Consider the following 26,840-nt stretch of genomic DNA (forward strand, 5'->3'; position numbering starts at 1 on the left):
CCTCATTTCCTTACATTAGTCTGCTTGATTCCTTGCCAAGTCCTGACGTGATGGCCGAGATGCGCCCCCGATTGTAGCGCTGAACCACGATGATCGGAAGGTTGAAGACGATGGCATACAGGATCATCACCCATCCTGCCCATGCTGGATTCCAGATGAAGAACAGCGGAGCAGGGAGAATGGAGAGCAAGTGGGTGAATTCCGCGCGTTTCGTTTCCGCCGCAAACACCATCAGGTCCCTCGACTTCGTCCCATGCAGTCCTTTTTTGCTGTATCCCTTTTTCAAAAAAATCGTGCCATCGAGAATAAGCCCCTTCCACGTTTTCACCCGGAACAAACGCTGCCACAGTTTTCCCGATTGTTCAAAAGCGAACGTCCGAAACCAGAAATGGTCTTCCAGAAACCATGAAAAAGGCAGTTTCAAGCATATGGCCGAAATGGCGAGATGAAAGAACGTCCAGGCAAGTATATCGATGATAATGATCCAATGGACAGGCAGTGATACGATCATGACATCACCCCTTGGTTTAAAAGGTTCAATAGTTTTGCTACAAACGAGAAAACCAGCCTTTCCGATAACGTCTCCAGAAAGGCTCGATCATCTTCAGGCAAGGGATGAATCCCTCTCCACAATCTGTTCCCCTACAAGCTGACCGCTCAATGTCACCATTGGCATTCCGCCGCCGGGGTTCACCGTTCCCCCGACAAAATAGAGGTTATTGTACCGTTCACTCTGTTTCGGATGCTTGAACCCTTTATTCTTCTTTTTGTCCGACACGGTCCCATAAATCGCCCCGCGGTCGGAGCCATAGGTGCGCCTGATATCTTCCGGTGTCCACATATCACGAGTGACAATGTTGTCACGCAAGCCATCGAGGCCCATTTTCTCCAATTTGATGAGGACCCGTTCAGCGAATTGTTCATAGTCGGCTTGAGTATACGGATTTTCATCCCGGATAAACGGAATATGAGGCAGCACTTTGATGTTTTCATGCCCTTCAGGTGCCTGTGTCGGATCGGTCTTATTGACGTTTACAAGATAAATGACCGGATCCTCCGGTAATTCACGGCGATGGAAGATCGATTCCATTTGCGCCTTCATATTTTCGGCGAAAAAGAAATTATGATGGCGCAGCTGCGGATAACTCTTCTTCACGCCGAGATGCATGACGAGACCGGAACTCGCCGGTTCAAATTTCTTTTTTAATTTTTTAATATAATGGCTGTCTTCCTCCAGCAAGCGCTCGTATACCGGAATGACTTCCATATTGGAAACAAAGTAATCCGCCGTGAGTCTGGTCCCGTCTGCCAAAACGGCTCCAGTGATTCCGCCATCCTTCTTTTCAAGCTTGACGATGGGCTTTCCAAGATGGAAGGTGACCCCTACTTCTTCCGCAAGCTTCACGAGGCCGTCGGCGAGCTTGTGCAAACCGCCGGGGACATACCATACGCCCTGGTCATGCTGCATGTAGATCATCATATTCATCACGGCCGGCGCATCGTAAGGGGACGAACCGACGTACTTGATGAAATAGGAAAGCATATCACGGAACTGTTCATTGCTGATCCGCTTATCGAGGGATCTATGTACGGTCGATAACAGGTCAAAGTTCTTCAAGGCGGAGAACAGCCCCGTATGCTTCATCATCCCTCTCGTCGAATCAACACCGTGCTTGAATAAGGTTTTATCCGTCATATTATAGAGAGTCTTCGAATAATCCAGCAGCTTCTGATATTCACGAATGTCCTTTTCAGTGAGAGAAGCGTTCTTCTCCCGCATGTCTTTCACATCTTCATATAAGTCTATGATATTTCCATCGGGAAAAAAGGAGCGCCATTGATGATCCAGCTTCTCAATCGGGACATAATCCTTCATGGACTTTCCGCTGGCCGCAAACAATTTCTCAAAGATATGGGGCATCGTTAAAATGGACGGGCCAAGATCAAAACCAAAGCCATCCTGATCGAGCCGGTTCAACTTTCCTCCAATGTGATCGTTTTTTTCATATAAAGAGACATCGTACCCAGCCTGTGCCAGTGAAATCGCAGCCGACACCCCGCCGAGTCCGCCTCCAATGATAAGTACCGTTTTATTTTTCAATGGTCACCGTTCCTCCTTTTCGGAAATCTTGTTTGAAGCATGTATGTTTTCAAAACTCGCCTGTCCTTGTGCCAGTTCCATCTCTATCTCCATCTCCTCCTGATCCACCTCTGGATCATCGAACTATATTCTGTTTGTTCAGACTTTTCTCAGCATCAAGTCTGTACATTCTGCCCTTATCTTATACCCTTTCTCCCTTTAAAGGAAAACGTTGGATGTGTTTTGCGGGAGGCGCTTCGGCCACAGCCTTGATTTTCCCTGCGATCATTTGCCAGGCTTCTTCCGCCTTTTCTTTAGGTCCGAGATGGGTAAACGCATGGGAACAGCTCCTGAATAACTCTTCTTGCACATTCACCCCTGCTGCTTTTAATTTCCCCGCGTAACATTCAGCTTCCGGCCTGAATGCATCGGACTCAGCAATGAGAATCAGGGCTGAGGCCAAGCGTCCGTTAACCTCGGCACGGACAGGGGAAGCGAGAAGATGCCCCGCCTGTTCCTTCACAGGGAGATAGCACATATGGATGAAATGGGCTACCCCCGGAAAGCGAGAACGCCACCAGCCCGGTTCCGGCTTCTCCGCATGAGGGGTGACGAAATCCAGCATCGGGCATGACAGCACTTGGAGCAGAGGCTGCTCCTCCCCTTTCTCTTCAAGGTAGAGACAAAGGGCTGCAGCGATATTGGCCCCTGAGCTTTGACCGCCCACCATGACCTTTTCTGCATCAATCCCCAATTCCTCCGCTCTTCCCTTCATCCATTGAATAATCTCATAGCCCTGTTCAATGGCTTTCGGAAAAGGATACTCAGGTGCCTTGCCGTATTCGACATTCAGAACCACGCATTCGGCCTGATTCGAAAGATACCGGCAATACGGATCATCCAGCTCCTTATCATTCATTATGAAAGCCCCGCCATGGAAATTGATATAAACAGGGAGCCTTTTCTGTTTTGCTGTAAAAGGATAATAAAAGGAAATGGAAGTGGGTCCGACAGATGTTTCAACGAACATATCTTTTTTCATTTTTACTTTCTGCTGAGGAATCATAGGTGGGTTTTTGGATTGATTAGAATAGAGGCGCAGTAATTTTGCGATAATCATAGGGAACATACTCCGAACCTCCCTTTATGAAAAGAGTATCTAGCATTCTACTACAATGGAGAAAGTCCATCTTTCGTCTGTCTCTCACACTCTTTTCACTATTCCCTGTTTGTTCCCCGGAAAAACTAGGAAGGTTCGATATGACAGTCCGTTTGTAGAGATTAGAATAGATCAGGATTGTTAGGCTTTCTATTATCTAGTATTCCACAAAAAGCGGGATAACCCTTTTTTGTGGAAGCATGGGGACGGTTCTCGTGCTTCCTTTTGGAGGAAGGAGATCAAAGAGCAAGGTTTCGTGGCTTCAATAATACAAGGGACCTGTTCCTGTGGCTATCTCTGGTTTAGACTTCGACTAGCCTGTAAAGTTACAAACCAGAATACTTCACACATAAATCAGCTTCATAATGACGGCAATTGTAACAAATGGAACCGGAATTAATGGGACTATACTTAATAAACCTATGTAACTACCTTTCTCTTTTCTGTACTTAAACATATAGAAGATGTTAGGGACGATAAGAATGAGAGTGATTTGCGCTATTACTGCTACCATATCTGTTGTATAGGTTTCTACATCCCCAGTAAGCAAGATACCTATAACAAATATGAGAGCCAGAACCAAGTAAGCTGGAGATAATTTCAAATTGAATCTTAAGAATCGTTTAAATATTTCATCACCCCTTTCTAGAAGCATGGGGACGGTTCTCATGCTTCCCTTGACTAACAATAAAAATACCATTCTCAATCGTCCCTGAGAATGGCATTATATTCTTAGTATGTGTTGTTCAATGATGGAAGTCATCTCTTCAAACGTATATTTGTGATTCACAACATCCACAGTAAAATCTTGTTCTTCTTCGATTCCCATCGTCCATTTATAATGATTGATCTTCAGGAAAACAATGAGTGAAGCAAGCGCCGTTCGTTTATTGGCATTATGAAATGCATGGTTTTTTGCAATGGATTCAAATAGAGCCGCTGCCTTATCATAGATTTCAGGATAAGCATCCCGACCAAACGCTGATTGTTTTGGACGGTTAATGGCTGAATCCAGAAGGTGCGCATCTTTAACCCCCACTGGTTCATTTGGAGAATACAGACGAATTTGAATCGTGTTGATTGCAATCACCTGATTCGTTGTCAAATAAATGATGTCATTCATTATTTATCCACCAATCCTTTAAATGCCTGATCATGTTCCTTTATCACATCATTCAAGATGTCCATGAATTCAGCATCGACGCCTTCAGGGAGTGTTAGCTGTTCCTTTTTCCTCAACACAATTTTCCCTTCTACGACCTCAACCTGCACATCGTCTCCCTGTGCTAAACCGACTTGCTTAAGTAAGTCAGTTGGAATTGTAATTCCAAAGCTATTACCTATCTTTGTAACTCTCCGTTCATACTGTTCCAATTATCTCACCTCTTCTCATAATGTTATAACCATTATAACATACTAACGTAAGATATTCACCGGGCATAAAGCTCAGTAGAAGCACAGGGACGGTTCTTCTGCTTCCTTTCTCTTTTACCAGAAACCAAGCACCCTACACTCCTCACCCAACGAGAATCATCTAATCCAATCATTTAATACGAAAAAAAAAAGATAACCTCCCTCAACTCGAACAGGTTATCTTTTTCTATCTGATCACTTTAATACCCTTTTCACCAATTGCAATTCCTTTTCTGAGCATCCCGACTCCCCATATCGTACCTTCTCATAAATAGGGATAATCTCCATCGGTCCGTTAATTCTCTTAAACCACTCATTGATCGTTTCGGCAGGTCGCTTCTGATTGTGTGTGCCCAGTGTCTTCTCCCATTTTTGTAGAGATTTCCTTACCAGATGGATGTTGCTTTGACTTTCTCTTTTAAGAGAAGGTGAATGTTCTACAGCTACCTCCTCATCATTTTTTGCTACAACAGGAGATGAAGGAGTTGATTTGTCTTTCCCTTGCTGGTTCTTACGATACTTTCTATAGATGAAATAACCTGTTATCCCTGTACATAAAGCCAATACCGAAAAAAGAAGATAGTTTCTTTGATTATTACTCGTATCTTCCCCTATAAACGGAGAGAGCACAGCTTCTAGTAGGGGCTCTACTTCCGTTCCCTCCTGCGCTTCCTCGTCCAGTTCGGTATACTCCCCAGTAAAATGATTCTGTCCCTTCATCTCAATATCTTCATCTGTAAACAAATGATCTTTTACACTAGAAGAAAGCGTAGTAGAAATAGAAGTCAGGGAGAGGCTGATCAAACAGGCAATCAACAAAACGAAAGCGATCGTCATCATTCTATACTTCATGCCTCTTCCCCCTCATCCCTTTACCTGTATCCAGTTGGTTTTTTTATCATCAGGCGCCGTCCCAACGATCAATACTGATGATTGTGGATTCTTATCCCTTTTCACGTGGTCGAAGAAGTGATTCGTTGATAGGAACGTCCCATTTGTATGAATGAAGGTAGTGGCTTTATATACTTTCTTTATTTGTTGCATGTTAGAAAGATTCTCCACTTTTAATATGCCATTTTTATGGGACGCATAATTCACATAGAATTCGATATGGCAGCCTTCTTTTATCAAGAGTGAACATAACGCTACTGAGTATTCAATAAGGGACTCCATATCTTTTCTGATGAAAAAATTCCCGTTTCCTACAAAATTCAGGAGTACGGAATAGACATTCCCCTGTACCTTTTCATATTTTTTAGCCACTATTTTATTTTCCTTTGCAGTAGCCAGCCAGTGAATATGTCGAAAGCTCTCATTTTCATAGTCTTTTGTGCCGATAATGCTCAGTTCATCCTTATAAAAAGAGTAATGGGATGATTGATGACCAGAAACAACCGAGCGGAAATGAAGCTTATTTAATGACTGGAACGGAGGATATATTTCAAATACCGGGAAGCCCTCACTCGCATATTCAAGTCGATAGGAGAGGAGTGTAAAGGGGTCCGCCACGATGATTTCAAAATTGGACCATGTATGAAGACCTCTTCCTTTAGCTCTCATTCTCACAGGAATCGTCTTCTTTGACCTTGGAGGTAAATCAACGACTACTTTGTGGACGGTGGATTCCCTCTCATCCGATTGAAGAAACACAAAGCTCTGATCATTCTCACTTTCCATCATGAGCTGCATGCGGTATATGGGAAAAAGGGAATCATTCGCTAGTTCAATGTAGAATTCCTCTTCATCCCCAACACTCGACGCAAGGGTATACCTTTTAAATTCCCACCGGATTTTTGTATGTACGTAGTGTAGGTAAACCCTGCCGATTGCCATCAAAACGAGAAATAACGCTAATAAAAACGAGAGGATACTGAATTCAAAAAAACTGGTGATAAGAAATAAAATGAATACGAATAGTAGAAAATGTGGAGAAGAAACAAAGGACTGATCGACTTCCGCTCTCATTTATGCCTCCACCGGAACGGTGACCCCATCCATAATTTCCTGAATAATATGGCCTTTCGTCGCTTTGACCTCTCCTTCAACATTCAATACGATCCGATGACTCAATAAAGGTTGGGACAAAGCCTTAATATCTTCAGGAGTACAATAGTCCCTGCCATGAATATAGGCCCGAGCCTGGATGGCCCTCATGAATGCCAATGATCCCCTCGGACTAACTCCAATGTCCACAAATTTATGCTTTCGGGTGGATTGGATAATGTCTAACAAATAATCCTCCATATCATCTGAAACTAGTACTTTCTTTACTCCTTCCTTCATATTCAAGACTTCCTCTACACTGATCACACTATCGATTGAGTCCATAGGATTTTTCAATCTAAATCGTTTAAGCATCATTTTCTCATGTTTAGGAGAGGGATAGCCTTGTTTAATCGTTAGCAAAAATCGATCTAATTGTGCATCCGGCAAAGGAAATGTTCCTGTTGCATCAAACGGATTCTGAGTCGCAATCACGATGAATGGTTGGGGAAGTGGTGCAGTGACTCCACCCAATGTCACATTCTTCTCCTCCATCAATTCCAATAAGGCCGATTGGGTACGCGGCACGGCCCGATTAATTTCATCGATTAATAAGACGTTACTAAACACAGGACCTTTACGGGTCTTAAAATCACTTTCCTTCATATCAAAGTACTCCTGGCCAAGGATGTCCGATGGCAAGGTATCCGGTGTAAATTGCAGTCGGCTGAATGTGCCCTCTATACTTTTCGAGAAGCACTTTGCCATCGTCGTTTTCCCGGTTCCAGGTACGTCCTCAAGTAAAATATGACCATCACTTAATAACGCGATCATCATTAATTCAATTTCGTTTTCTTTATCCACCATGACTTGTGAAATAGTCTCTTTCATTTTCTGAAGCATATATCTTCTCCTTTGAGTGAGATTATAGTAGTCAGTATAAGTATAACAAAAAATCCCAATATTTTATCCATTTTATGGTTAAGTGAGCACAGGGACGGTTCTCCTGCTTCCATTTCAGCTACCAACACCCCATACACATTCAAATTACCCCATTCCTCCCCCTATTCCCTCAGCTATTCGTGAGCCAAGGGACCTTTCCCCCGGCCTACTTTAATACGCCGAATTCAATGGCATGAAAACCCTTGAACTTTCATCTATATAAATTAGACTTAAAGTAATGACCATATAGAGAGGAGAAGCATATGTGCAAAAGAAAACACTCACATTCAAGCTGTCTGATGACGGATACTATGAGCTCCTCAAATACATGCCCTACTTTAGAAAAGTTCACTTGTTTGGAATTATAGGCGTGTTCGTGATCTCCGCAGTATTATTTTTGTCCTTGAATCATTCATTTCAAGAATCAGCCAGTACATCTTCCCAACTGATATTCGAGCATATATTGCAAGTAATGTTTCCAGCTCTATTGGCATTTGGTATATCCCTTGTGGTACTCCTGGTGTTCTATCTGTATTTCCGCTTCCGAATCAATGCTTTCCTGAAAAAATCAGCCCGTCGATTAAAAGAGAAGTATCAACCAGCAAACGATGAGGAATACATCATTGTGTTTGATCGGGATCAAAACGCCTTCTTCCTTGGAAATCGACAACAGCAGATAGAGATTGGTCAGAATTTAAAAGTGGTATCTACTTCTAGTCATCTTCTTTTTTATGATGGGGAAGGGAAGTCTCAGGAGAAGTTTTATATTCCTAAGGATGGGGATATAGAACATGAGGAAAATGTAGCTTATATGACGGATTACTTAAAGAAAACCTCTGGAGTACAGTATGAAGAAAAAGGAAAAAGACCGTCGTGAATGTGTCCACGACGGCCTTTTCCCTTTTCACTCCTAACACACACTATTGTTTCTTCTGAATCCAATGCTCCCAGGTATGCAACCCTTTTTCACAAAGAGGATTCGTATTTTTCCCTTCTTGGAATGCTTTGAATGTCTTGCCTGGAAAATAGGGAAGCGGGATTAATACCCGGTTTACTTTGCTTTGCTCTTTCCAACTCATATACATTTCCTTTAGGGATAATATTTCCGGCCCCCCGAAATCTTCTACTCTGCCCAACGGTCCATTTTTAACTATTTGAATGAACGTTTCTGATACTTCATCTACATCACAAGTTTGAAACTTCAGGTTGGTAGGTACTATACATATTGGGAATTTCGCAAGAATGCTTATTAATTTGTCTACTAAGTTATGGAACTGTGTCACTCTCATAATAGAATAGGGAGTGCCACTTTCCATGATCATTGCTTCTGCTGAACGTTTTGCCCTGTAGTATTTCATTGGTATGTCATCTATCCCAACTATCGAGGGATAAATAAAGTGCTTCACTCCGTTTTTTATGCATTCTTCCAAAAGGAGGGACGTTCCCATCACATCAACTTTCTCCGTGTTTTTTGCTGGACTGGTAGCAGCATGAAATACCACCTCTACACCAGAAAGTGCAGTGCTCAATCCCTCACCCGTTTCCAGGTTGAGGTAGGTCCACTCAGCTGGTGATAAAGATGGTCTGTTTCTTGAAGCAAGCACTACTTCATAGCCGTTTTCCTTTGCCAAAGCTGCGAAACTACTACCTAAGACACCTGTACCACCAGTCACGAGGATTTTCATATAAGGATCTTTCCTTCCTAATTAAGTATATTCTTTATAAATACGTGATTGATGTTCCCGCCATACTAAAAAATTCAAAGGTAGTTACGATATTAAAAGACTGCAGAGTTACAGTGTTCTTTCACGGTCATCACCATAATAAAAAAGCCCACAAACTTGCGGGCACACCTCTCACATCAAACCAGAAAACCACAATCCCAATGTCGTCCCAATATAATTCCCAATAATATACCCCAACGTACCCACTACAAGAATCGGTCCAATCAAATCCTTCCACCCTTTCGCAATGGCCATCGCAGCAGCCGTGGTCGGCCCTCCGACATTGGCATTGCTTGCGAGAAGGATCTCTTCAAGGTCATACTTTAATAGCTTTCCTGCAGTCAGTGACACAGCCATGTTCACTACGACAATAATGAACACGAATACTAGCAGCAGCGGAGCATTTTGGACAATGAGCGGAATCGATGCCGGAATCCCAATCACCACAAAGAACAAGTAAATGAGGAACGTACCGATTTCCTGGCTTCCATTAATCGATTCAAAGTACTTCGGAAACAGGGCAAGTGCCAGGAATGTCAATGTCGTCAACATTAAGTACTGGTCGCCGAACAACCCATTCAGCAAATTGAGGAAAAAAGACGTCCCTTCACCGGAAGGAATTACTCCGTCCAGGAATTCCGCGATTTTAAACGATACCATCACCAGAAGGAAGGCTGTCCCTACAGACAAGGCAATATCCTTTAGAGAGATATCCTTCCGCTCCCAAAAGCTTTCCGCAAGAGTCTTTCCCTCTTCTTTCATTCTTCCGCTCTCCACGTTTTCCACATGGGGTGCGTTAAACCTTCTTCTGAAAAAACTCATGGCAGGGATCATCATCAGAACAATGAAATAAATCGCCATCATTAAATTATCCGCGACCACGGCGGAAGAAACCATTTCCCCAGGCGCTTCAAACTTTGCTGCCATCGCTGCAAAATTGACCCCGCCGCCAACATAAGAGGCACTGAGCATCGCACCAATCTTATCAAGGACCGGTATATGATCCTTTAACAAAAAGAAACTGATGATCACCCCTGCAACCGTACCGATGGAGCTGATCAAGAAAAGAATGAGAAGCCGTCCACTTTCCTGCCATATCTTTTTAAAATTCACATGGAAAAGCAGCAACGGAATCGCAAGGGGAATGATGAATGTCCAGACAGCATCATAAACAGGTGAGGCTGTTGGAATGACTCCCGTATTTGATAGTATAATAGCCCCGATCAGCGCAACAATCGCACCGGATATCTTCGCCGCCCAGCTGTAGCGCTGTTCTAAGTAGATACTTGCTGAAGCCCAGACTACTATAATTCCCCATAATGTTATGTAATCATCTGCTTTGATAAGTGTCCCTTCCAAAACGTTTCCTCCTTTTTACAGTTATTCTCACTATCCATATAGTACCTGTAGTAGGTGGAAAATTCAAAATATTATCGATAGGAAGACCCCCTGTATTTTCCAACTCGTGTATACTATTTATAGAACAAATCAAAATCCGGAGGGAAAAACATTGTCTATAGCAGCCTACTCAAAGTTCAATCAATATAAAAATAAAATCCATTCATTAGCGAAACCGACCTCAAATGAATCCCTTATGAATGAAACATTCCTATTAGAAAAAGACCCTAAGAAGAAACTCGAAATCTACTACGCTCCTTTTGAACACCTAAACGAACAGGCCAAAGTAGTCATCGTCGGAATCACCCCTGGCCTTCATCAAATGAAAAAGTCATTTGAAACAGTATGGAATCTAAAAGATGCGAACCTCACTGACGAAGACGTTTTACACGAAGTCAAGAAGAACTCAAGCTTTGAAGGTCCGATGAGAAAGAACCTCATCAATATGTTGGATGAACTTAACCTTCCCAATCACTTAGGGATTTCATCCACAAGTGAGCTATTCGAATCATCCAGCCATCTGGTACAAACCACTTCCGTCCTCCCTTATCCCGTTTTCTATAACGGCAAGAACTACAGTGGCTCCACGCCAAACATCGTAAAGACTGAGGTCCTTAGAGAATACATACTACAATCGTTCCCTAAAGAAATGGAGCACCTAAATAACCCACTGATCGTTCCTTTAGGTGTGAACGTCTCAAAAGCCCTTATTTATCTTGCAGAACAAGGTCTTATTGATTCTACGTCCATCTTAAACGGCTTCCCTCATCCTTCTGGAGGAAATGGGCATCGGCATAGGCAGTTTGCTGAGAATAAGGAGGAGATGATGAAGAAAATGGAGGCTTATTTTAATAAGGTTCAGCTAGCTTAGGAGTGAGTCAATAAACTATGCATGGCATGCTTGTGAAACAAATCATCAGAAAAATAGAATAATAGATTGTGAGACAGGAATCGTATAAGCAATGGAGGGTAGATATGGCGTTTAAAATTTACATCATGGTTTTGTTGGTCTTTTCGTTGGCGAATTTGGTGTTTTTCATCTTTTATCCCTTAAAATATCATTTGTCTCTTCGGACACTCAGGAAAACCCTTTATACATTGTTTATAGGAGCGATATCCACCGGTTTGTTGATGGATGAACTCCAATTGTCTAATTGGGAGTTTATCTTGACCTTGACTGCAATCGTGATTTTCATGGATTTAGCCATTCTTCTCACTCCGAGCATTATGAAAATTTGGAGTGCCGAGTTTCAATATACCGATTATGTGGAAGATATTATCAAGACCAATGACAAAATCCATAAAGCCATGGTCTACCGAGTTGAAGCAGTTTCTGAAATAATCCAGAAAAACAATGAGCTTCTCTCACCCTTAAGGGGTTACACGGAACAAGAGTTAAAAAACTATCTGGATATGTATGCCGAGAAGTTCGGATTCAATGTGCAGATTCACCGGGTCCGGGGTATAGAGTTTTCAGCAGATGACGTAGATCCGGCCGTGAAAGGTGGTTTGGCTGCTGATGAGATCCAAGCACTTGTCGAAGCCTATCGCTTAACAGAAGGAATCAGGATGACAGTAGAACAAATCAAGACCATAAATAATTTTGACTTAAACAATGAAGAAGAGGATGTAGAAAGCCTGGCACAATCTGCTGTCGTGTCCCTTGTTGATGACGAAAGCATGCTTGTACCGGTATTTATGAATACAGACCAGTTCATTATCGTCTTAAAAAAAGAAATGGGTGATGTGTTAGAGGTAGATGCGATCCACATCACCAATTTAATCTATCTCTTCTATTCGCTTTAAAACGAACCGTGGTATAATGATAGAAAGACCACTTCATTAAGGGAGGGTTTTACATGATCGGACAATTTAAAGAAAAAGATTCAAGAAAAGGGAAAGTAATCACAGTAAACGGCCGGCGGGTAAAAGTGTCAACCACTGCTTCCAGAGTGACCCATCTATCTGAGAAATCAACGAGTAAAATGTCACGGAATGTCCAGCAGTTGAATAAAAAGGTGTTGCAATTTATCAACAATCAATAGAAGTAACTAGACTCGCAGGAAGCACAATCATGCATCCTGCTTTTTTATTTAGTAGTATACTTCTTCCCCTTCCTGAATAAGATGGATAGTAATGAAACCCTGACAGGAGGGAAAAAACATGGACAAGAACCCAAATAAGAAACCAACCCCCAAAAAAGTCACGCATCTCAAAGGCGAAACCAAAATAGATAAAAAGAATAAAGAAGCCCTGAAAGTCATTAAGTCAATCAAAGGGATGTTTGGATAAGGTAGTGGATAGACAGCAGGATGCATCATCCTGCCGATGATTAAGTGATCGCTCCCAAGCTGAATGATCTGTTCAAGCCTGCATTCCATTTGGATGGGGGCCTCTTTCACACGCTTCGGCCTCACAACGACACTGTCAACCCCCGTCACCCCCGCCGCTTCAAACTCACCAACGCTGCTCGTAAGGTTTTCAGCACTCTTCTGCATTTCATTTCCAAGAAATGTAATCACGACATTAATCACAAATTCTTTCTGTCCCCGAATATTAACGAGCGTATCCTTTTCCGGCCCTTCCCTCTCTCCCACACCTGGTCCAACAGAAATCGAGAGCATAGGCGGATTCCTCGACGCCACCGAAAAAAAGCTGAACGGCGCAAGATTCAATTCTCCCGATTCGGATATGGTGGACACCCATGCGATGGAAAAACGGTGCCTGACCCCCAGCACGCTAAAGCTTTACCATGCTGGGCATCAGGCACCAATCTTTAGTTCAAGAATGTATAGTTATTATCAATTAGAGGTCCGTCCCTCTAATGCTCTTATTGCGCTGATCGCCCCTATTTTTGTACAGACAGTAGCCCCCACGCGATTGCTGATTGAAATGACGTTCTTTAATTCTTCGAAATCCTCCAGGAGGGCTTTCGGATCTGGATAGTGATTGAATTGATGCAGTGTCGCTCCAACGAATGCGTCTCCTGCCCCCGTTGAATCAATGGAAGGAACGGGAATGCTTGGGACGATACACGATTCTTTTCCATTTGAAACCAGTGTTCCATCCTTCCCTAGGGTGACGGCTACCGTATTGGCTCCCAGTCTATGAAAACGTTCGACTCCATCTGATAGATGGGCGAATCCAGAAATGATCTTACATTCCTCTTCGCTTACTTTGACGAAGTCTGCTTGACTGATGCACTGTTCCGTCACCCCAATGAATTCCCCCTCTCTCCCTTTCCATAAGTCGCTTCGAAAGTTCGGATCGAAGGAGACGAACTTCCCTGCTTCTTTAACCGTTTGGATAAAGGATACGTACGCGGAATTAAAGGGATCATCCAATAAAGCGGTAGCTGATCCGAAGTGAATGATGGAAGATTCCCTCCAGCTGCTTTCATAAAGCTCTTCCTTGTTCAGATGGGCATCCGCCCCACGATTAAACACGAAATCTCTTTCCCCATCTTCTTTCAATGATACAAATGCCAGAGTCGTAGGATGATGCTCATCAAGAAGAATGGAAGAATCATCAATGGTAAGACCTTTCATAGTCTTTTTCAAAAAATGGCCGAAGGGGTCATTTCCTACCTTACTTAGGAACCTGGCGCGCCCCCCAAGTGTGGTAATGGTGGCACACACATTAGCCGGAGCCCCTCCTGCTTGCTTTGAAAAATGTTGTCCTTGAGCCAGGTCTGTATTGATATCAGTACAAAAGAAATCGATGAGCAGTTCACCGATGCACAGGATCGTGGATTCATTCATATGCTCATTCTTCCTTTCCCCAGATAGAGGAAAGCTCGGTAACCGAGAGCTCTTCTACCTTGGAAACACCTCCACGGGAAGTGAGGGAGAGGGTGGTATTCGTTCCCTTCGGAAAGATAAGATTCGTTAATACTCCCCGTCCTCCCTGTGCGAATACTTCTAAGGAAGATGAGTCCAAGAATAACTGGAGGTTGAGCGTATCCTCCATTAATGCCACAGGACATTCGGAAAATGCCGCAAAAGAATCCGAAAACGCGTGTTCTCCTGACTGAGTCCGATCGACCGTTAACAATTGGTTAATTCGATTGTACCGGATACTCGTTTTCTCATCGGATGAATGGTGGATAGTCAAACTGAACTCCTCTGCCTCTTTCAACGTTACAGCCAGATTCACTTCCACTAATTCATGATTCACATCCATTAAGGATGCTTCTTCCGTTACCTCTATTGCTTTAGTGACCTTTGATTCTTTTCTGATTCCGCTGATTTCGGATACAGGTTTTTGTAAAAGCTGAACACCATCTGCATTAGAAATCAAAGTCAATTCTCGAGGCAGCGTCATGGCTCCTCTCCACGTTTCAGTCGGAACCTGGTTTGCATATCTCCAGTTGTTCATCCATCCAAGACAGATGCGTCTTCCGTCCTTTTCAGGAATATCAGACCAACTTACTCCCGCATAATTGTCCCTTCCGTGATCAAGCCAGAGGAGGGTGTCCGCACCATGATGGTTGATGAACGTCTTGCCGTCAAAGTCACCAACAAAGTACTGCGTTCTTGACCCTTCCTTGAAATCGGAATTGTCACCAATGCTCACCAACATCACCCATTTCACATAATCGGGATTTCCGTCGACCATAAGTGGAAACAGATCCGGGCATTCCCATACTCCGGAATGGGCTCCTTCTTCCTGGCCGAATTCACTGGCGAACTCCCAGTCGATCAAATTAGGTGACGTATAAATGGTAATCGTCTGACCCGTCGCAAGCACCATGATCCAACGTCCAGATCCGTCATGCCAAAATACTTTGGGGTCCCGGTAATCGGTAATGTCTTCATCTGATAGGACAGGATTCCCCTCATATTTCTCCCACGTCCTGCCATGATCAAAACTATAGGCCAGACTTTGCCTCTGTCTTGGACGATCGGAATCCGGATATGTGCCCGCACTTGTATAAATGGCGACGAGCCCCCCATTCCCCTCTTCAAAAAAACCCGATGTATTCTTCCAATCCACCACGGCGCTTCCAGAGAAAATAGCCCCATGCTCATCGGGATAAAGAGCGATCGGCAGCTCCTCCCAATGGATCAAATCACGACTCACCGCATGCCCCCAGTGCATCGGTCCCCATGTGGTCCCCTGTGGATGATATTGAAAGAAGAGATGATATTCCCCTTTGAAATAGACCATCCCATTCGGATCATTCAGCCACTTTTCCTTCGGGGAAAAATGAAATTGTGGACGATAGGTTTCTGAATATAGGCTCATTTTTTCTTGATAATGATTCGTCATATGGATTCTCCTTTTGCATTTGAAAGGCTGCACGATTGCCTGGGCAAGGTACAGCCTGAATGTAATTATGATTGGTTACGGTCATATCCATCCTGCTTGATTTTCAGCCACTCTTGTAACCCAAGGCGATCGAGTTCTTTCAAATAATCCGCCCATTCTTCATCAGCTTTCCCGTTGGTGATCCATTCCGCCTTTTTACGCTGGACATAAGCAAGTAAGTCAGTCTCGATCTTCGAAAGCTTATCTAACTCTTCAAGGGAGAAGAATACTTTTGGATAGATATTTTCTGCCTTCATATCCGGTACCATGACATCCTTCATGAGTCCCAGTCTCCAAGCAGCATCATCCGGTTTTGTCGTCACGGTTCCATAGTATTCGTCCAGTATTGCCAGTGGACCGCCGACGGATGTTTTTTCCCTGAGCTCAACAGGGGCCGTTCCTTCTAATGGAAGGTGTTTTAATGAATTGCTTGCACTATCCATTTCGAAGATGTTCTGCTGTTTGTCATCCCCATATGTTCCCCAGTTATTTTGAACCGATTGAAGCGGGTTATAGAATTGATCGATCCACTTCGCCGTCAGTTCAAGGTTCTCGTTCGCACTCGTGATGACCATTCTGTTCCGGTCAAATCCCATACCGTTCGTTCTTGCCACATTCTTCGTTCCATCAGGTCCTTCAAGGGCCGGCATGAGGTCGTATCGATCGTTCATACCCGTGATATTGGCTTTATCCCATGTGAAGTACATGCCGTAGCGTCCTTCTTTCCCTTTCGACAGGTAGGTGTTCCAATCCTGTTCAAACGCTTCTACGTCAATCAAATCTTCTTTATATAATTCATTCAAATAATTGATGGCATCCTTATACCCTTCGTCGGCTGCCGTCAGCTTCACTTCGCCGTCGTTGGTGACAACCGTGTGATCCCAGTTCTCACCGAGTCCGAATGAACCGAACAAGAAGGACACATCTTCACCTCCATGGTTGATGATGAAAGACATCGGGATTTCATCTGCCTCTCCATTCCCGTTAGGATCCTGTGTCTTAAATGCTTTCAGGACTTCTTTAAGTTCATCGGTTGTTTTCGGCATCTCAAGCCCCAGTTTATTCAGCCATTCGACATTGATCCAAGGGAAGTCATCAACAGAGTGGATGCTTACCTTCCCTGAACCAAGCTCTTCAATCCAAGGAAAGGAATAAATATGTCCATCCGGTGCCGTCATCATCGAACGATATTCAGGCGCAGCGTCCAAGACCTTTTTCAGGTTGGGCATATGCTCATCAATCAGATCCTCAACAGGAACGATCGCCCCATCCTTCGCAAGCTTCAACAGCTCATAGTCACTGTATCCCGCATTCATGATCGCGTCTGGAAGCTCGCCGCTCGCGACAGCCAGATTCCGTTTTTCATTGAAGGTTTCCCCTGCTGTATAATTGGTCCAGTCGATCTTCACTCCTGTTTCTTCCTGGAGCCTTTTGAAGATCAGCTTTTCATTTGGATCATCTGGAGCAAGTGGTGAGCTCGATGTCATCATCTTAAGCGTCACTTGTTCCTCCAGCGGAAACTTGACATTTTCCAATTCATAATTCTCAGAAGAAGCACTTTCACTGTTGTTGCTGCATCCTGCTGCAAGCAGCATGCCTGACATTAGAATCGCCGACATTGTCTTTGTCTTTTTCCCCATTGTTAAACCCCCATTGATAAAAAATAGATTATTTTAAAGATCCCACCATAACACCTTTTTCAAAGTATTTCTGGAAGAATGGATACATAATGATCAGCGGCAAGCTCGCTAATACGATGGATGAATACTTGATCATCTCTGAAATCCTTTGCAGTTCAGCAGCTGCCTGTTGATCCGCGATCATCCCCGGTTGGACCTCATTCTGGATCAGAATCGATCGCAGGACCAGCTGTAACGGGTACAAATCCCGGTCTTCCAGGTAGATCATCGCATCGAAATATGAATTCCATTGTGCGATGAACGCATAGAGCGCAATGACAAAAATAATCGGTTTTGATAATGGAAAGACGATGTTCAAGAAAATCTTGAACTCCGAAGCCCCGTCGATCCGTGCAGCTTCCTTCAACTCATTCGGAATCGATTTGAAATACGTTCTTGCAAGGATAATGAACCAAACATTGATGGCATTGGGAAGGATGATCGCCCAGATCGTGTTCAGCATCCCTAAGTCCTTCACCACCATATACGTCGGGATCAACCCTCCATTGAAGAACATCGTGATGAGAAAGAACACCATGATGAACTTTCGTCCGACAAGCCCTTCAGCCGAGAGGGAATAGCCGGCAAAGATGCAGACACTCACGGTGATGAGGGTGAACCCGACAGAATAGAGAATCGAGTTGATGAATCCTTTGACGATGGTACCATCTTCGAAGATTCGTTTATATCCCTCGAGCGTCCAATCGGAACCGCTGATGAGTAATCCTTTTTTCACGAGAACATTCGGCTCAAGAACCGAAGATAGTAGAACGTAAATCAAAGGGAACAGAACGATGATCACGATTCCCCCAAGCAGGATTTTGTTAATGAAAAGAATGAGTTTATCACTCCTGGTGTATTGGTACATCTCGTTTCCCCCTTTCTATAAAAGACCTTCGCCTTCGTTTAATTTCTTGACCACACGGTTGACGAAAACCAATAAGATGACATTGATGACGGCATTGAACAATCCTACTGCCGTGGCGAATGAATAGTCACCAGCCTGCAGCCCCCGCTTGTATACATAGGTCGAAATGATTTCGGAGGTTGGAAGGTTCATAGATGTCTGTAACAGATAGGCTTTCTCAAATCCAATCGCCATGATGCCCCCTGCAGCCAGGATGAACAGGACCGCCATGACAGGCTTTAGTGTCGGAAGATCGATGTGCCAGATACGCTGCAGCAGGGACGCCCCATCTACGGTTGCTGCATCGTGGAGCTGGGGATCCACATTGGCGAGTGCTGCCACATAGATGATCGATGCCCACCCTGCACCTTGCCAAATCCCTGACCAGATATAGATGCTTCTGAAGGCATCGGGATCAGACATGAACGAAATCGGCTTATCCGTAAATACCGACAGCATCGCATTAATGGGGCCGGTAGGTGATAGGAAGAGAAAGATCATCCCCGAGATGACGACGACCGAGATGAAATGCGGTGCATACAGGATGAGTTGTACATTTTTCTTTACTCCTGCTTTTCGGAGCTGATTCAGCATGAGTGCAAGGATGATGGGAATCGGAAATCCGATCAGTAGCTCGAAGGAACTTAATTTCAACGTATTGATCAGGATATCCATGAAATTCGGAGACGATAGAAAGTCCGAGAAGTGCTTCAACCCCACCCATTCACTGCCATTGATCCCCCTGATGGGACTGAAATCCTTAAAGGCGATGGATGCGCCATACATGGGAACATATTTGAAAATGATCGTAAGAATGATGGCCGGTGTAAGAAACAAATAGAGAATATAGTTTTTCTTCATATAATGGAGCTTTGATTTGAGTTTCGAATCTTTCTGTGTTTCTGTTATGACTGGTGTATCTGCCTTCGCAAGTTCTTGCAATCGTTTGACCCCCTTTATAAAAAATCAAGTTGTGTGTAATACCATGACCTGCCTGTTGAGTTCACTTTACTAGAATCCCAAAATGAAAACGTTTACTATTTTCGGAAGCAATAGTTTAAATATTTTGGAAGTTCACGGCAAACAAAAAAACCTCCGGCGTCTGCCAAAGGTTTCTACTTTAAATCATTCAGTTCTTCATTAATCGTTCTTACCGCCTTATCTGCTGACGTTTTGACATCTTTCCCTCCGATCCCCACGTCTTCAAATAACGTTTTGACCGCTTCACTCACGACAGGATAAGCAGGGGTAATCGGTCGATTCCTTGAGTTCTTTTGTGCCTGTTCCACAAAAATATTCTTAGGGTACTCATTGAATTCAGGAAAGGCTTCGGCAACAGAATATCGCGCAGGAACATCACCGGTGATCTCCACATACTTCTTTGCCCCTTCAAAGCTGGTGACATATCGGACGAACTCCCATGCTTCATCGGGATAGTCGGTTTCAGACGATATACCGAGGGACCAACCTCCGTTTGGAACCGCCTGTTCGCTCCCTTTTGGCAGGGCGGTAATCCCGAAGTCCTCACCCAGTCGGAAATCAGGATTCATACTACTGAGACTCTCCACCATCCAGGAACCGAGGACGGTCATGCCGAGCTTATCGGTCTCCAAGGCCTCCTCGGGGAGTTCGACCTTGGCCACCCGGTGTTTCTGATAGAGATCCTGATAAAACTGCAGGGCTCTCAGGGAAGATGGAGAGTTCAAATATCCACTCGCTGTCTGATTGTCCGGATCCAGGACATCTCCTCCAAATTGCCAAAGGATAGGCATCTTGAAGTAGGAAGGTGACTCCCCATCCGGGAATCCTTGAGCGGGGTCGATCCCCGTGATGTCAGGTGATAAAGCAGAGATTTTCTTAGCTGCCTCGAGAACCTCCTCCCAAGTCAACGGGTCATGTGGATTTTTGGAAGGGAGGGGTACCCCTGCTTTTTCGAACAAATGGATATTATAAAAAAGGCCGACACTCGACTCTGCAATAGGTGATAAATAGATTTTATTCTCGTATGTGATCCCCTTCAACGTAGGGGCTGCGAGATCCTCGATATGACCTTCTTGTTTCATATAATCGTCCAGGGACATCAATCCACCCGCACTGGCATAAAGGGCGAGAGTAGGCGTATCGATCGTCAAGATATCAGGTGGATCACCCGCTGCCATTTCGGTTCTTAGTTTCAACTCATAATCACCATATGGTACAGGAATCATCTTCACTTCGATCGTAGGATGCTCCCTATTAAAGTCAGCCACCAGCTCTTCATACGCCTGATTTTCAAGTTCTGTCCCTTTGTTTCTCCAGAATGTCAGGTGGATTTTGGCTTGTTCATCTTGTATTTCACCAGCCTTATCCCTGCTGCTTTCCTTGAAGGAGGTGAACGAGAAGATGCTGTAAATGCCGGCTATCAACATGAGTAGCGCAGCGAGAACATAGATAATGGGCAATTTATACTTCATCGTGCCTCCCCCTTATCCTCTGTCATGGATTTCCGGTAATCCAGTGGTTTCTGCCCAAATCGCTTTTTGAACACCGTACTGAAATATCCGGAATTGGAATAGCCGACAAGGTGGGCAATTTCGATGACCTTTAACTGCTCATCCATCAACAGGGAACGGGCTTTTTCCATTCGTAGGTTGACGAGATAATCACTAAAATTCTGTCCTATCAGTTCTTTGAACATCTCCGATAAATAGGCGGAGTTGATATGGAATTGATCAGCAAGGGAGGTGAGTGAAATTTCATTGGTGTAATGCCTGTCCATATACCGCCTTACATTCTCCACGATGGCAATGCCATTAGAGGAATGGCGGGTTTCACTCACCTTTTCCGCAATCACTCTTGCAAGGTCCAGCAGTTCTCCTTTAACCCGGTCACGGGAAGTCAGTTCCCATATCCCCAGTTGACAATTCCACATCTTCTTCTTCAAATCATCGGTATATAGATCATATTTTCTTGCCATTGATCCAAGCATGAAGAGCACCCGGCTTGCTGCAAAAGAATACGACATCACTGATTGCCGGTCGCATTCAGCAAGAGTTATCAGAAGATGTTTTTTGAAGCTCTCGAAATCCCCCTGCTCCATACTGTTGGACAGCTTCCACTCTGCATCCTCAGTGAACTCTGCAGTCTGTTTATTCGATGTCCCGTCGATGAGCTGGGACATGACATCAGCTGAACTTTGGCTCCAGGAAAGAAGGGCCGAAATATATCCGTTCTTTAATTGTGACAAACCCCTGACCACTTTCCCCAGTCCGATGACCGTTTCAAGATTGAGATAGGCTCTGACATTCTTTTGCAGCTCCTGAACAAAGGGAGGGACTTGATCTCCCCCTGAATGATGATGACATAGAAAATGAATCATATTCGGATAACTCGTGTCATAGAAGGACATGATGCCTTCATGCTTATAGGATAATTCTCTGCACAACATCTTGAACGGCAGAAACAAATCCCTCACTTGTTCGGAGTCACTACTTCGAATCTCTACGGTAATGAACTGGACGACCGTGTCCTCACCCACCAGCACATCAAGCTTCAGCTGACTCAGCCTCTCCTTGGAAATATTCTTCTCCGCCCATTCATCCTTCACCAAATGAAGAAGGTACTGCTCCCTCATTTCCTCGGCGTGGAATTGGTTCATTCTATCCGTTTCCATCCTTCTCTGCTTCTCCACTTCAATCTCGCCCTTACTTTTTCTAAGGGCAGCCGTCAATTCCTCGGGATCGACCGGTTTAAGCAGATAATCCTTTACTCCTTCGACCAAAGAGGAACGGACATACTCGAAATCTGCGTAACCCGACAGGACGATTACCTTGATCTCCGGATACTTACCCGATAACGCTTTCACAAGTTGCATCCCGTCCATGACCGGCATCCTGACATCGGTCAGGACAAGATCAGGCATCACCTCTTCAATGACCTGTAACGCTTCCTTACCATTCGAGGCTTCACCGGCAATAAAGAAGCCTTCTTCTTCCCAATCCACTTTCCAATTCAACCCTCTTCGGATTTGAATCTCATCATCGACCAGAATCACTTTCAGCATGAAGATCCCCCTCTCCACTTTTTATGCGCAAGACAATGGTTGTACCTATATTCTCTTTAGATGTAATGTGATAGGTGAAATGTTCTCCGTAATATAGCTTCAAACGTCCCAGGACATTTTTGAGCCCTATGCTTCGTCCTTTGCTTTCAAGTACTTGACTGGTTTCATGACGACTCAGGTCACGTTCCAACTCTTCCACAATAGACTCAGGGATCCCTATTCCATTGTCCTCAATCACAATTTCCACCCAGTCATCCATTTTCTTCGTCGCAATGCGAAGAACGGCCTCGGTTTTTTCTATGAAGCTATATTTCACAGAATTCTCCACAAGTGGCTGGATAACGAACTTGATGATCGGGAGCGTAGAGGCTTCAGGATCTTCCTCAATGGAAACGGAAAGAGCCTCTTCATAGCGCAGCTTTAGAATTTCCATAAACCTCCGTATATAGGTCATTTCTTCTCCGAGGGTCACCATGTCCGATTCCGTATTGAGGGAATAGCCCATAATCCTCCCTAAATGGATTGTGACATTGATCACCTCTTTGTTCTTCCCTTGAGCTGCGAGACCACCGATGGTTTCCAGTGTATTATTGAAGAAATGGGGATTGATTTGCAGGAGCAGCGCCTTGTATTCCGCATCCCGTCTGCGGATATTGGCTTCATATTCAGTTTCGATCAGAGTGTCGAGGCGGTCGGTTGTCTGGCCGAACACATCTACCACATAACCAATCTCATCATTTGCTGTCTTAATGGAAGGAATCAATTGCTTCGCTTTCTTAAATTCTCCCTTTTCAACCAGCTTCATGGCACCGGTCAATTTCCCCAAAGGCTTTACGATAGTTGAAGAGAAAAGATAAGACGCCATGATCGTCAATAAGAATATCCATCCACTCGTCAAAAGGAGATTCCTCTGAAGCTCATTAATCTGAGAGAACAGTTCGGACTTGGTAATTTCACTGACCAGCACCCAGTCTCCTACTCTTGCCTTCTGATAGAAAATCATATACTCTTCTTTCTCGAAAGGGACCTCTATTAATCCCGAGCTGTTTGTTTCCGTCTTAATGGTCTTTAAGCTTTCTTTTACCACCTTCTCTGGTGTATCGATGGTTCCTGACAGCACATTTCGGCCGAGGTTGTCCAGGAGATAGACTCTTCCGTTCTCACCCAGCTTAATCTTGCTTAAGGCATTCTCAAGAAGGGACGATGGAAAGTTCACCTTGATCACCCCAGATAAATCAAGGGTATTAATATCAAAGAGGGGTAGAAGATAACTATTCACATGATCCGCTATCAGATCATTATGAGACCGAAGCCAGCGCTGGTCATCTTTATAGAAATCATCGAACCAATCTGTTTTCTCCAGAGGAGGAAGATTCCCGGCAGTCCCAGTCCCATCATTGAGGTAAACCGATACGGACATCGACTTGGAATTGTTGATCATCATTGAAGATAACTCCGCCTTTAACTGGTTCTTCATCAGGAGACGTTCAGCATCCGTTGCCTTCCTTTCATCCTCCTCGGACTTGATCCATTCCTGAGTCGTAGGGTTCACCAGTACCTGCTTTCCTAAATCCTCTGCCTGCGACGTGATCGAATCAATATACAGGGAATACTGCTCCATCATTTCAATCGTCGAACTCGTCGTACGTTCCTCCATAATGGACGTAAACCAGTTCGGAATCAGAATCGACAGAACTAGAAAAGGAAAGGTCAGCAGCAAGGTGAAGATCATAAATAATCGGTTGCGAAGTGAGAAAAACATATGGCCTCCATGGTTAATGCAGAATAGGATTCTATTGTTTGAAAAGTGAAACTACTATTCTACTAAATTTACCATAGAATAGGTGGGGTGAAAAAGGAGAAAATAAGAAGCACAGGGACGGTTCTCCCGCTTCCATTTCACCCACCTAACACCTCATCCTCACCCAACTCCCCCCACTAACCCTCTCCCTCCCAATCAATCCCCCATCCTCCACCACACCCACCATATCCATCATCACCGCAAACCCCTGATCCACCCCACTCAACACCCCAGCCCTTTTACACCCCTCCCACAACTCCCGATAACTCACCAACACATACCCATCCTCACGCCTCTCCCGCTCCTCACCCAACAATCCCACCAACACCCCATACACCTTCAAACTCTCAACCCGAAAATCCAACTCATTCACCTTCGCATACCCCGTCACCAACATCCCAATCCCTCCCATTTATCATCAGTGATCCAAGGGGCCTTTCCCCCAGCCCCACTCAAACCGAAGCAACAGAACCGTCCCCCTGCTTCATCCATCCCCCACGAAACCGCCCAAACTCCCTCACAAACTCCAGCTTCACCGTCCCCACCGGCCCATTCCGGTTCTTAGCAATCTTCACTTCCACTTCCTGTCCGTTCTTCGAATCCGGATAGTAGTAATCATCCCGATACAGAAACAACACCACATCCGCATCCTGCTCGATATTCCCTGAGTCACGCAGATCCGACAGCCTCGGCCGCTTATCATCCCTGGCTTCCACTCCCCTCGATAGCTGCGACAACAGAATGATCGGAATCCCAAACTCCTTCGCCATCCCCTTCAGCTGCTTCGTAATATGCCCAATCGCCAAATCATGCCGGTCTAACCGCTCCTTCACCGTGATCAGCTGCAGGTAATCAATCACCACGAGAAACGGCTCCGTCGGGTACTCCCGCTTCAGATTCATGATCCGCTGTCTGATCTCCGGCAGGGTGATCATCCCATTTTGCGAGAGTTCAAGCTTCGCCTTGTACACCGCGTTCATCGCCCCGTGCATCCTCGGCATCTCGTCCTTCGTCAGATACTTATACGGATTCTGCCATTTCATCATGTTGATATCCGTGATGCTTGAGAGAAGTCGCTGCATGATCTGCCTCGAACTCATCTCTAAGGAAAACACCATGCTCACCCCTTTCTCCCTCGTGCACTCCCATGCAAGCTGGATGGCAAAAGCCGTCTTCCCCATGGAAGGTCTCGCCGCCAGAATGATGAGCTCCCCTTCCTTCCACCCTCCCGTCAGCGCATTCAGGCTCTCGAATCCCGTCATACTCACAGTCCTTCAGATGCCGAAACCAGATGATCGCCGTATCACGACTGAGCAGCCGGTGAGGATAAGCCCCCTTGATCATCTTCACCAGCTCCCTGAACTCACCCGAAGTCATGCCTCCGTCACAATCTCCTCAAGCCCGTCCAAGAAGTCATCCATGTCCTGCATCGCTTCCCGGGGAGTGATATACCCCTCAAGAGCCTTCTCCAAATACTTCGGACTGTTGATTGTCAGTTTCGGATTAATGCTCTGCTGTCTGTCAAACTCCTCATCCATGAACACAATCAGCTCCTCCGTCGACAACTCGCTCAAACTGATCCGCTCCATCGCCACATAATCCATCGGCGTCAAGATCAGTCCTCTCTCCCTCCTGCCAACGAAATGCCCGATCAGCGCCTGCAGCCTATTTACATCCTTAGTGTCTCTAGTGGCAGTGGTGTTGATGTTGTTGTTCTCTAAGATCTCTTCTTTCTCTAATTTCTTAAGTCTGTTTGCAGGTTCTCTCCGCACCTGTTTCACATCCTTTTCGCCGCACGAAGACCCTCCGGAACCAGCCCCATCATCAGGCTGATCATCACCGGATTCCTCACGTCCCTCTTCCTTCTTAGACATCCCCACTCAACTCAAATACTCCGCACAGGCAAAATCTTTCGTCGGTCTCAGCGTAAACACATACCCATGCTCATACTTCTCCGCCTTCAACCACCCACACTTCTCCAACCGCTTAATAGAACGCTGAATCCGCGAATGCGAATACTCATCAATCTTCTTCCCATTATAGAACCACAGATCCTCCCGCAGCTTCCGGAGCGAACGCACATACTGCCTCTCCCCAACCTGAACCCCACCTTGATACGTTGCATTCAACAGAATCAACACATACAACCGAAGATCCTCCGGGTGGTGAAACGTCTCCTTATCCAACATACCTGTCTCCAACTTTCTCCATCCATTCATTACAATCACTCCTCATTCATTTTGGTTTCACCCTTTATATAGGGGGATGGGAGTGAAAGGGACACCCTATGGATAAATTTTATATAAAAAAACATTCGGGTGGGGTCCGAATGTTTGAAAGGGAAGCACGGGGACGGTTCTCATGCTTCCCCTTATGATCTCTGAATTAAAATTCCGCTTAAA

Annotated in this window: 28 protein-coding genes; 4 read left to right on the top strand and 24 right to left on the bottom strand. The window is 44.8% G+C overall.

Annotated elements, in window-relative coordinates:
- Nucleotides 1–10: 10 nt before the first annotated feature.
- From N5C46_RS10250 to N5C46_RS10290, 9 genes are all read right to left on the bottom strand, one after another.
- A complete protein-coding gene (locus tag N5C46_RS10250) occupies nucleotides 11–511 on the bottom strand; it encodes a glycosyl-4,4'-diaponeurosporenoate acyltransferase CrtO family protein (protein ID WP_261751978.1) in 501 nt (166 codons plus the stop codon).
- Nucleotides 512–604: 93 nt separating this feature from the next.
- A complete protein-coding gene (locus N5C46_RS10255) occupies nucleotides 605–2,101 on the bottom strand; it encodes a phytoene desaturase family protein (protein WP_261751979.1) in 1,497 nt (498 codons plus the stop codon).
- Between the two features lie 181 nt (nucleotides 2,102–2,282).
- A complete protein-coding gene (locus N5C46_RS10260; protein WP_261751980.1) occupies nucleotides 2,283–3,209 on the bottom strand; it encodes an alpha/beta hydrolase in 927 nt (308 codons plus the stop codon).
- A gap of 373 nt (nucleotides 3,210–3,582) precedes the next feature.
- A complete protein-coding gene (locus N5C46_RS10265; RefSeq protein ID WP_261751981.1) occupies nucleotides 3,583–3,939 on the bottom strand; it encodes a hypothetical protein in 357 nt (118 codons plus the stop codon).
- A gap of 24 nt (nucleotides 3,940–3,963) precedes the next feature.
- Nucleotides 3,964–4,362 carry a type II toxin-antitoxin system death-on-curing family toxin gene (locus N5C46_RS10270; RefSeq protein ID WP_261751982.1) on the bottom strand — a complete coding sequence of 133 codons (399 nt, stop codon included), beginning with the start codon at nucleotides 4,360–4,362 and terminating at the stop codon, nucleotides 3,964–3,966.
- On the bottom strand, nucleotides 4,362–4,613 hold the full coding sequence (locus N5C46_RS10275; protein ID WP_261751983.1) for an AbrB/MazE/SpoVT family DNA-binding domain-containing protein: 252 nt from the start codon (nucleotides 4,611–4,613) through the stop codon (nucleotides 4,362–4,364). The genes N5C46_RS10270 and N5C46_RS10275 overlap by 1 nt, the downstream gene beginning before the upstream one ends.
- A gap of 234 nt (nucleotides 4,614–4,847) precedes the next feature.
- Nucleotides 4,848–5,504, bottom strand: coding sequence for a hypothetical protein (locus N5C46_RS10280; RefSeq protein ID WP_261751984.1), 657 nt, complete (start codon nucleotides 5,502–5,504; stop codon nucleotides 4,848–4,850).
- A gap of 12 nt (nucleotides 5,505–5,516) precedes the next feature.
- Nucleotides 5,517–6,617 (bottom strand): DUF58 domain-containing protein, encoded by a 1,101-nt coding sequence (locus N5C46_RS10285; protein ID WP_261751985.1) that lies wholly within the window; start codon nucleotides 6,615–6,617, stop codon nucleotides 5,517–5,519.
- On the bottom strand, nucleotides 6,618–7,538 hold the full coding sequence (locus N5C46_RS10290; protein ID WP_261751986.1) for an AAA family ATPase: 921 nt from the start codon (nucleotides 7,536–7,538) through the stop codon (nucleotides 6,618–6,620).
- Nucleotides 7,539–7,842: 304 nt separating this feature from the next.
- Here N5C46_RS10290 and N5C46_RS10295 point away from each other — a divergent pair, with 304 nt between their 5' ends.
- Nucleotides 7,843–8,454: a hypothetical protein gene (locus N5C46_RS10295; protein WP_261751987.1), complete on the top strand. Its 612-nt coding sequence runs from the start codon at nucleotides 7,843–7,845 to the stop codon at nucleotides 8,452–8,454.
- Between the two features lie 43 nt (nucleotides 8,455–8,497).
- Here the strand turns inward: N5C46_RS10295 and N5C46_RS10300 are convergent, their stop codons facing one another.
- Together N5C46_RS10300 and N5C46_RS10305 are read right to left on the bottom strand one after the other, a co-directional pair.
- Complete coding sequence (locus tag N5C46_RS10300) at nucleotides 8,498–9,262, bottom strand: SDR family oxidoreductase (protein WP_261751988.1); 765 nt, start codon at nucleotides 9,260–9,262, stop codon at nucleotides 8,498–8,500.
- A 171-nt stretch (nucleotides 9,263–9,433) separates the two neighbouring features.
- Nucleotides 9,434–10,660 (bottom strand): DUF819 family protein, encoded by a 1,227-nt coding sequence (locus N5C46_RS10305; protein WP_261751989.1) that lies wholly within the window; start codon nucleotides 10,658–10,660, stop codon nucleotides 9,434–9,436.
- Nucleotides 10,661–10,811: 151 nt separating this feature from the next.
- On the opposite strand from N5C46_RS10305, the gene N5C46_RS10310 reads away from it, so the two are divergent.
- The 3 genes from N5C46_RS10310 (at nucleotide 10,812) to N5C46_RS10320 (ending at nucleotide 12,744) form a co-directional block, all read left to right on the top strand.
- Nucleotides 10,812–11,570 carry a uracil-DNA glycosylase family protein gene (locus N5C46_RS10310; RefSeq protein WP_261751990.1) on the top strand — a complete coding sequence of 253 codons (759 nt, stop codon included), beginning with the start codon at nucleotides 10,812–10,814 and terminating at the stop codon, nucleotides 11,568–11,570.
- Nucleotides 11,571–11,674: 104 nt separating this feature from the next.
- Nucleotides 11,675–12,505 carry a type II toxin-antitoxin system SpoIISA family toxin gene (locus N5C46_RS10315; protein ID WP_261751991.1) on the top strand — a complete coding sequence of 277 codons (831 nt, stop codon included), beginning with the start codon at nucleotides 11,675–11,677 and terminating at the stop codon, nucleotides 12,503–12,505.
- A gap of 53 nt (nucleotides 12,506–12,558) precedes the next feature.
- Nucleotides 12,559–12,744, top strand: a complete 186-nt coding sequence (locus tag N5C46_RS10320; RefSeq protein ID WP_261751992.1) for a hypothetical protein — start codon at nucleotides 12,559–12,561, stop codon at nucleotides 12,742–12,744.
- 48 nt (nucleotides 12,745–12,792) lie between these two features.
- Here the strand turns inward: N5C46_RS10320 and N5C46_RS10325 are convergent, their stop codons facing one another.
- The 13 genes from N5C46_RS10325 to N5C46_RS10385 all read right to left on the bottom strand — a co-directional run bounded on the left by N5C46_RS10325 (nucleotide 12,793) and on the right by N5C46_RS10385 (nucleotide 26,657).
- The gene (locus tag N5C46_RS10325) at nucleotides 12,793–13,437 is read right to left on the bottom strand and encodes a flavin reductase family protein (RefSeq protein ID WP_261751993.1); all 645 of its coding nucleotides are present in this window, start codon (nucleotides 13,435–13,437) and stop codon (nucleotides 12,793–12,795) included.
- Between the two features lie 63 nt (nucleotides 13,438–13,500).
- The gene (locus tag N5C46_RS10330) at nucleotides 13,501–14,460 is read right to left on the bottom strand and encodes a carbohydrate kinase family protein (RefSeq protein ID WP_261751994.1); all 960 of its coding nucleotides are present in this window, start codon (nucleotides 14,458–14,460) and stop codon (nucleotides 13,501–13,503) included.
- 4 nt (nucleotides 14,461–14,464) lie between these two features.
- The gene (locus tag N5C46_RS10335) at nucleotides 14,465–15,970 is read right to left on the bottom strand and encodes a glycoside hydrolase family 32 protein (protein ID WP_261751995.1); all 1,506 of its coding nucleotides are present in this window, start codon (nucleotides 15,968–15,970) and stop codon (nucleotides 14,465–14,467) included.
- A gap of 65 nt (nucleotides 15,971–16,035) precedes the next feature.
- Nucleotides 16,036–17,649: an ABC transporter substrate-binding protein gene (locus tag N5C46_RS10340; RefSeq protein ID WP_261751996.1), complete on the bottom strand. Its 1,614-nt coding sequence runs from the start codon at nucleotides 17,647–17,649 to the stop codon at nucleotides 16,036–16,038.
- A gap of 28 nt (nucleotides 17,650–17,677) precedes the next feature.
- Nucleotides 17,678–18,556, bottom strand: a complete 879-nt coding sequence (locus N5C46_RS10345; RefSeq protein ID WP_261751997.1) for a carbohydrate ABC transporter permease — start codon at nucleotides 18,554–18,556, stop codon at nucleotides 17,678–17,680.
- A gap of 15 nt (nucleotides 18,557–18,571) precedes the next feature.
- Nucleotides 18,572–19,456, bottom strand: coding sequence for an ABC transporter permease (locus N5C46_RS10350; protein ID WP_261752334.1), 885 nt, complete (start codon nucleotides 19,454–19,456; stop codon nucleotides 18,572–18,574).
- 254 nt (nucleotides 19,457–19,710) lie between these two features.
- Nucleotides 19,711–21,048, bottom strand: a complete 1,338-nt coding sequence (locus N5C46_RS10355) for an ABC transporter substrate-binding protein (RefSeq protein WP_261751998.1) — start codon at nucleotides 21,046–21,048, stop codon at nucleotides 19,711–19,713.
- On the bottom strand, nucleotides 21,045–22,637 hold the full coding sequence (locus N5C46_RS10360) for a response regulator transcription factor (RefSeq protein ID WP_261751999.1): 1,593 nt from the start codon (nucleotides 22,635–22,637) through the stop codon (nucleotides 21,045–21,047). The genes N5C46_RS10355 and N5C46_RS10360 overlap by 4 nt, the downstream gene beginning before the upstream one ends.
- Nucleotides 22,612–24,399 (bottom strand): sensor histidine kinase, encoded by a 1,788-nt coding sequence (locus tag N5C46_RS10365; protein ID WP_261752000.1) that lies wholly within the window; start codon nucleotides 24,397–24,399, stop codon nucleotides 22,612–22,614. The genes N5C46_RS10360 and N5C46_RS10365 overlap by 26 nt, the downstream gene beginning before the upstream one ends.
- A gap of 145 nt (nucleotides 24,400–24,544) precedes the next feature.
- A complete protein-coding gene (locus N5C46_RS10370) occupies nucleotides 24,545–24,835 on the bottom strand; it encodes a hypothetical protein (protein WP_261752001.1) in 291 nt (96 codons plus the stop codon).
- Between the two features lie 55 nt (nucleotides 24,836–24,890).
- Nucleotides 24,891–25,700: a replicative DNA helicase gene (locus tag N5C46_RS10375; RefSeq protein WP_261752002.1), complete on the bottom strand. Its 810-nt coding sequence runs from the start codon at nucleotides 25,698–25,700 to the stop codon at nucleotides 24,891–24,893.
- A 111-nt stretch (nucleotides 25,701–25,811) separates the two neighbouring features.
- Nucleotides 25,812–26,312, bottom strand: a complete 501-nt coding sequence (locus tag N5C46_RS10380; RefSeq protein ID WP_261752003.1) for a hypothetical protein — start codon at nucleotides 26,310–26,312, stop codon at nucleotides 25,812–25,814.
- 6 nt (nucleotides 26,313–26,318) lie between these two features.
- On the bottom strand, nucleotides 26,319–26,657 hold the full coding sequence (locus N5C46_RS10385) for a hypothetical protein (RefSeq protein ID WP_261752004.1): 339 nt from the start codon (nucleotides 26,655–26,657) through the stop codon (nucleotides 26,319–26,321).
- Nucleotides 26,658–26,840: the final 183 nt, after the last annotated feature.

The organism is Rossellomorea vietnamensis, assembly GCF_025398035.1.
In the GTDB taxonomy this organism is placed as follows: Bacteria; Bacillota; Bacilli; order Bacillales; family Bacillaceae_B; genus Rossellomorea; species Rossellomorea vietnamensis_B.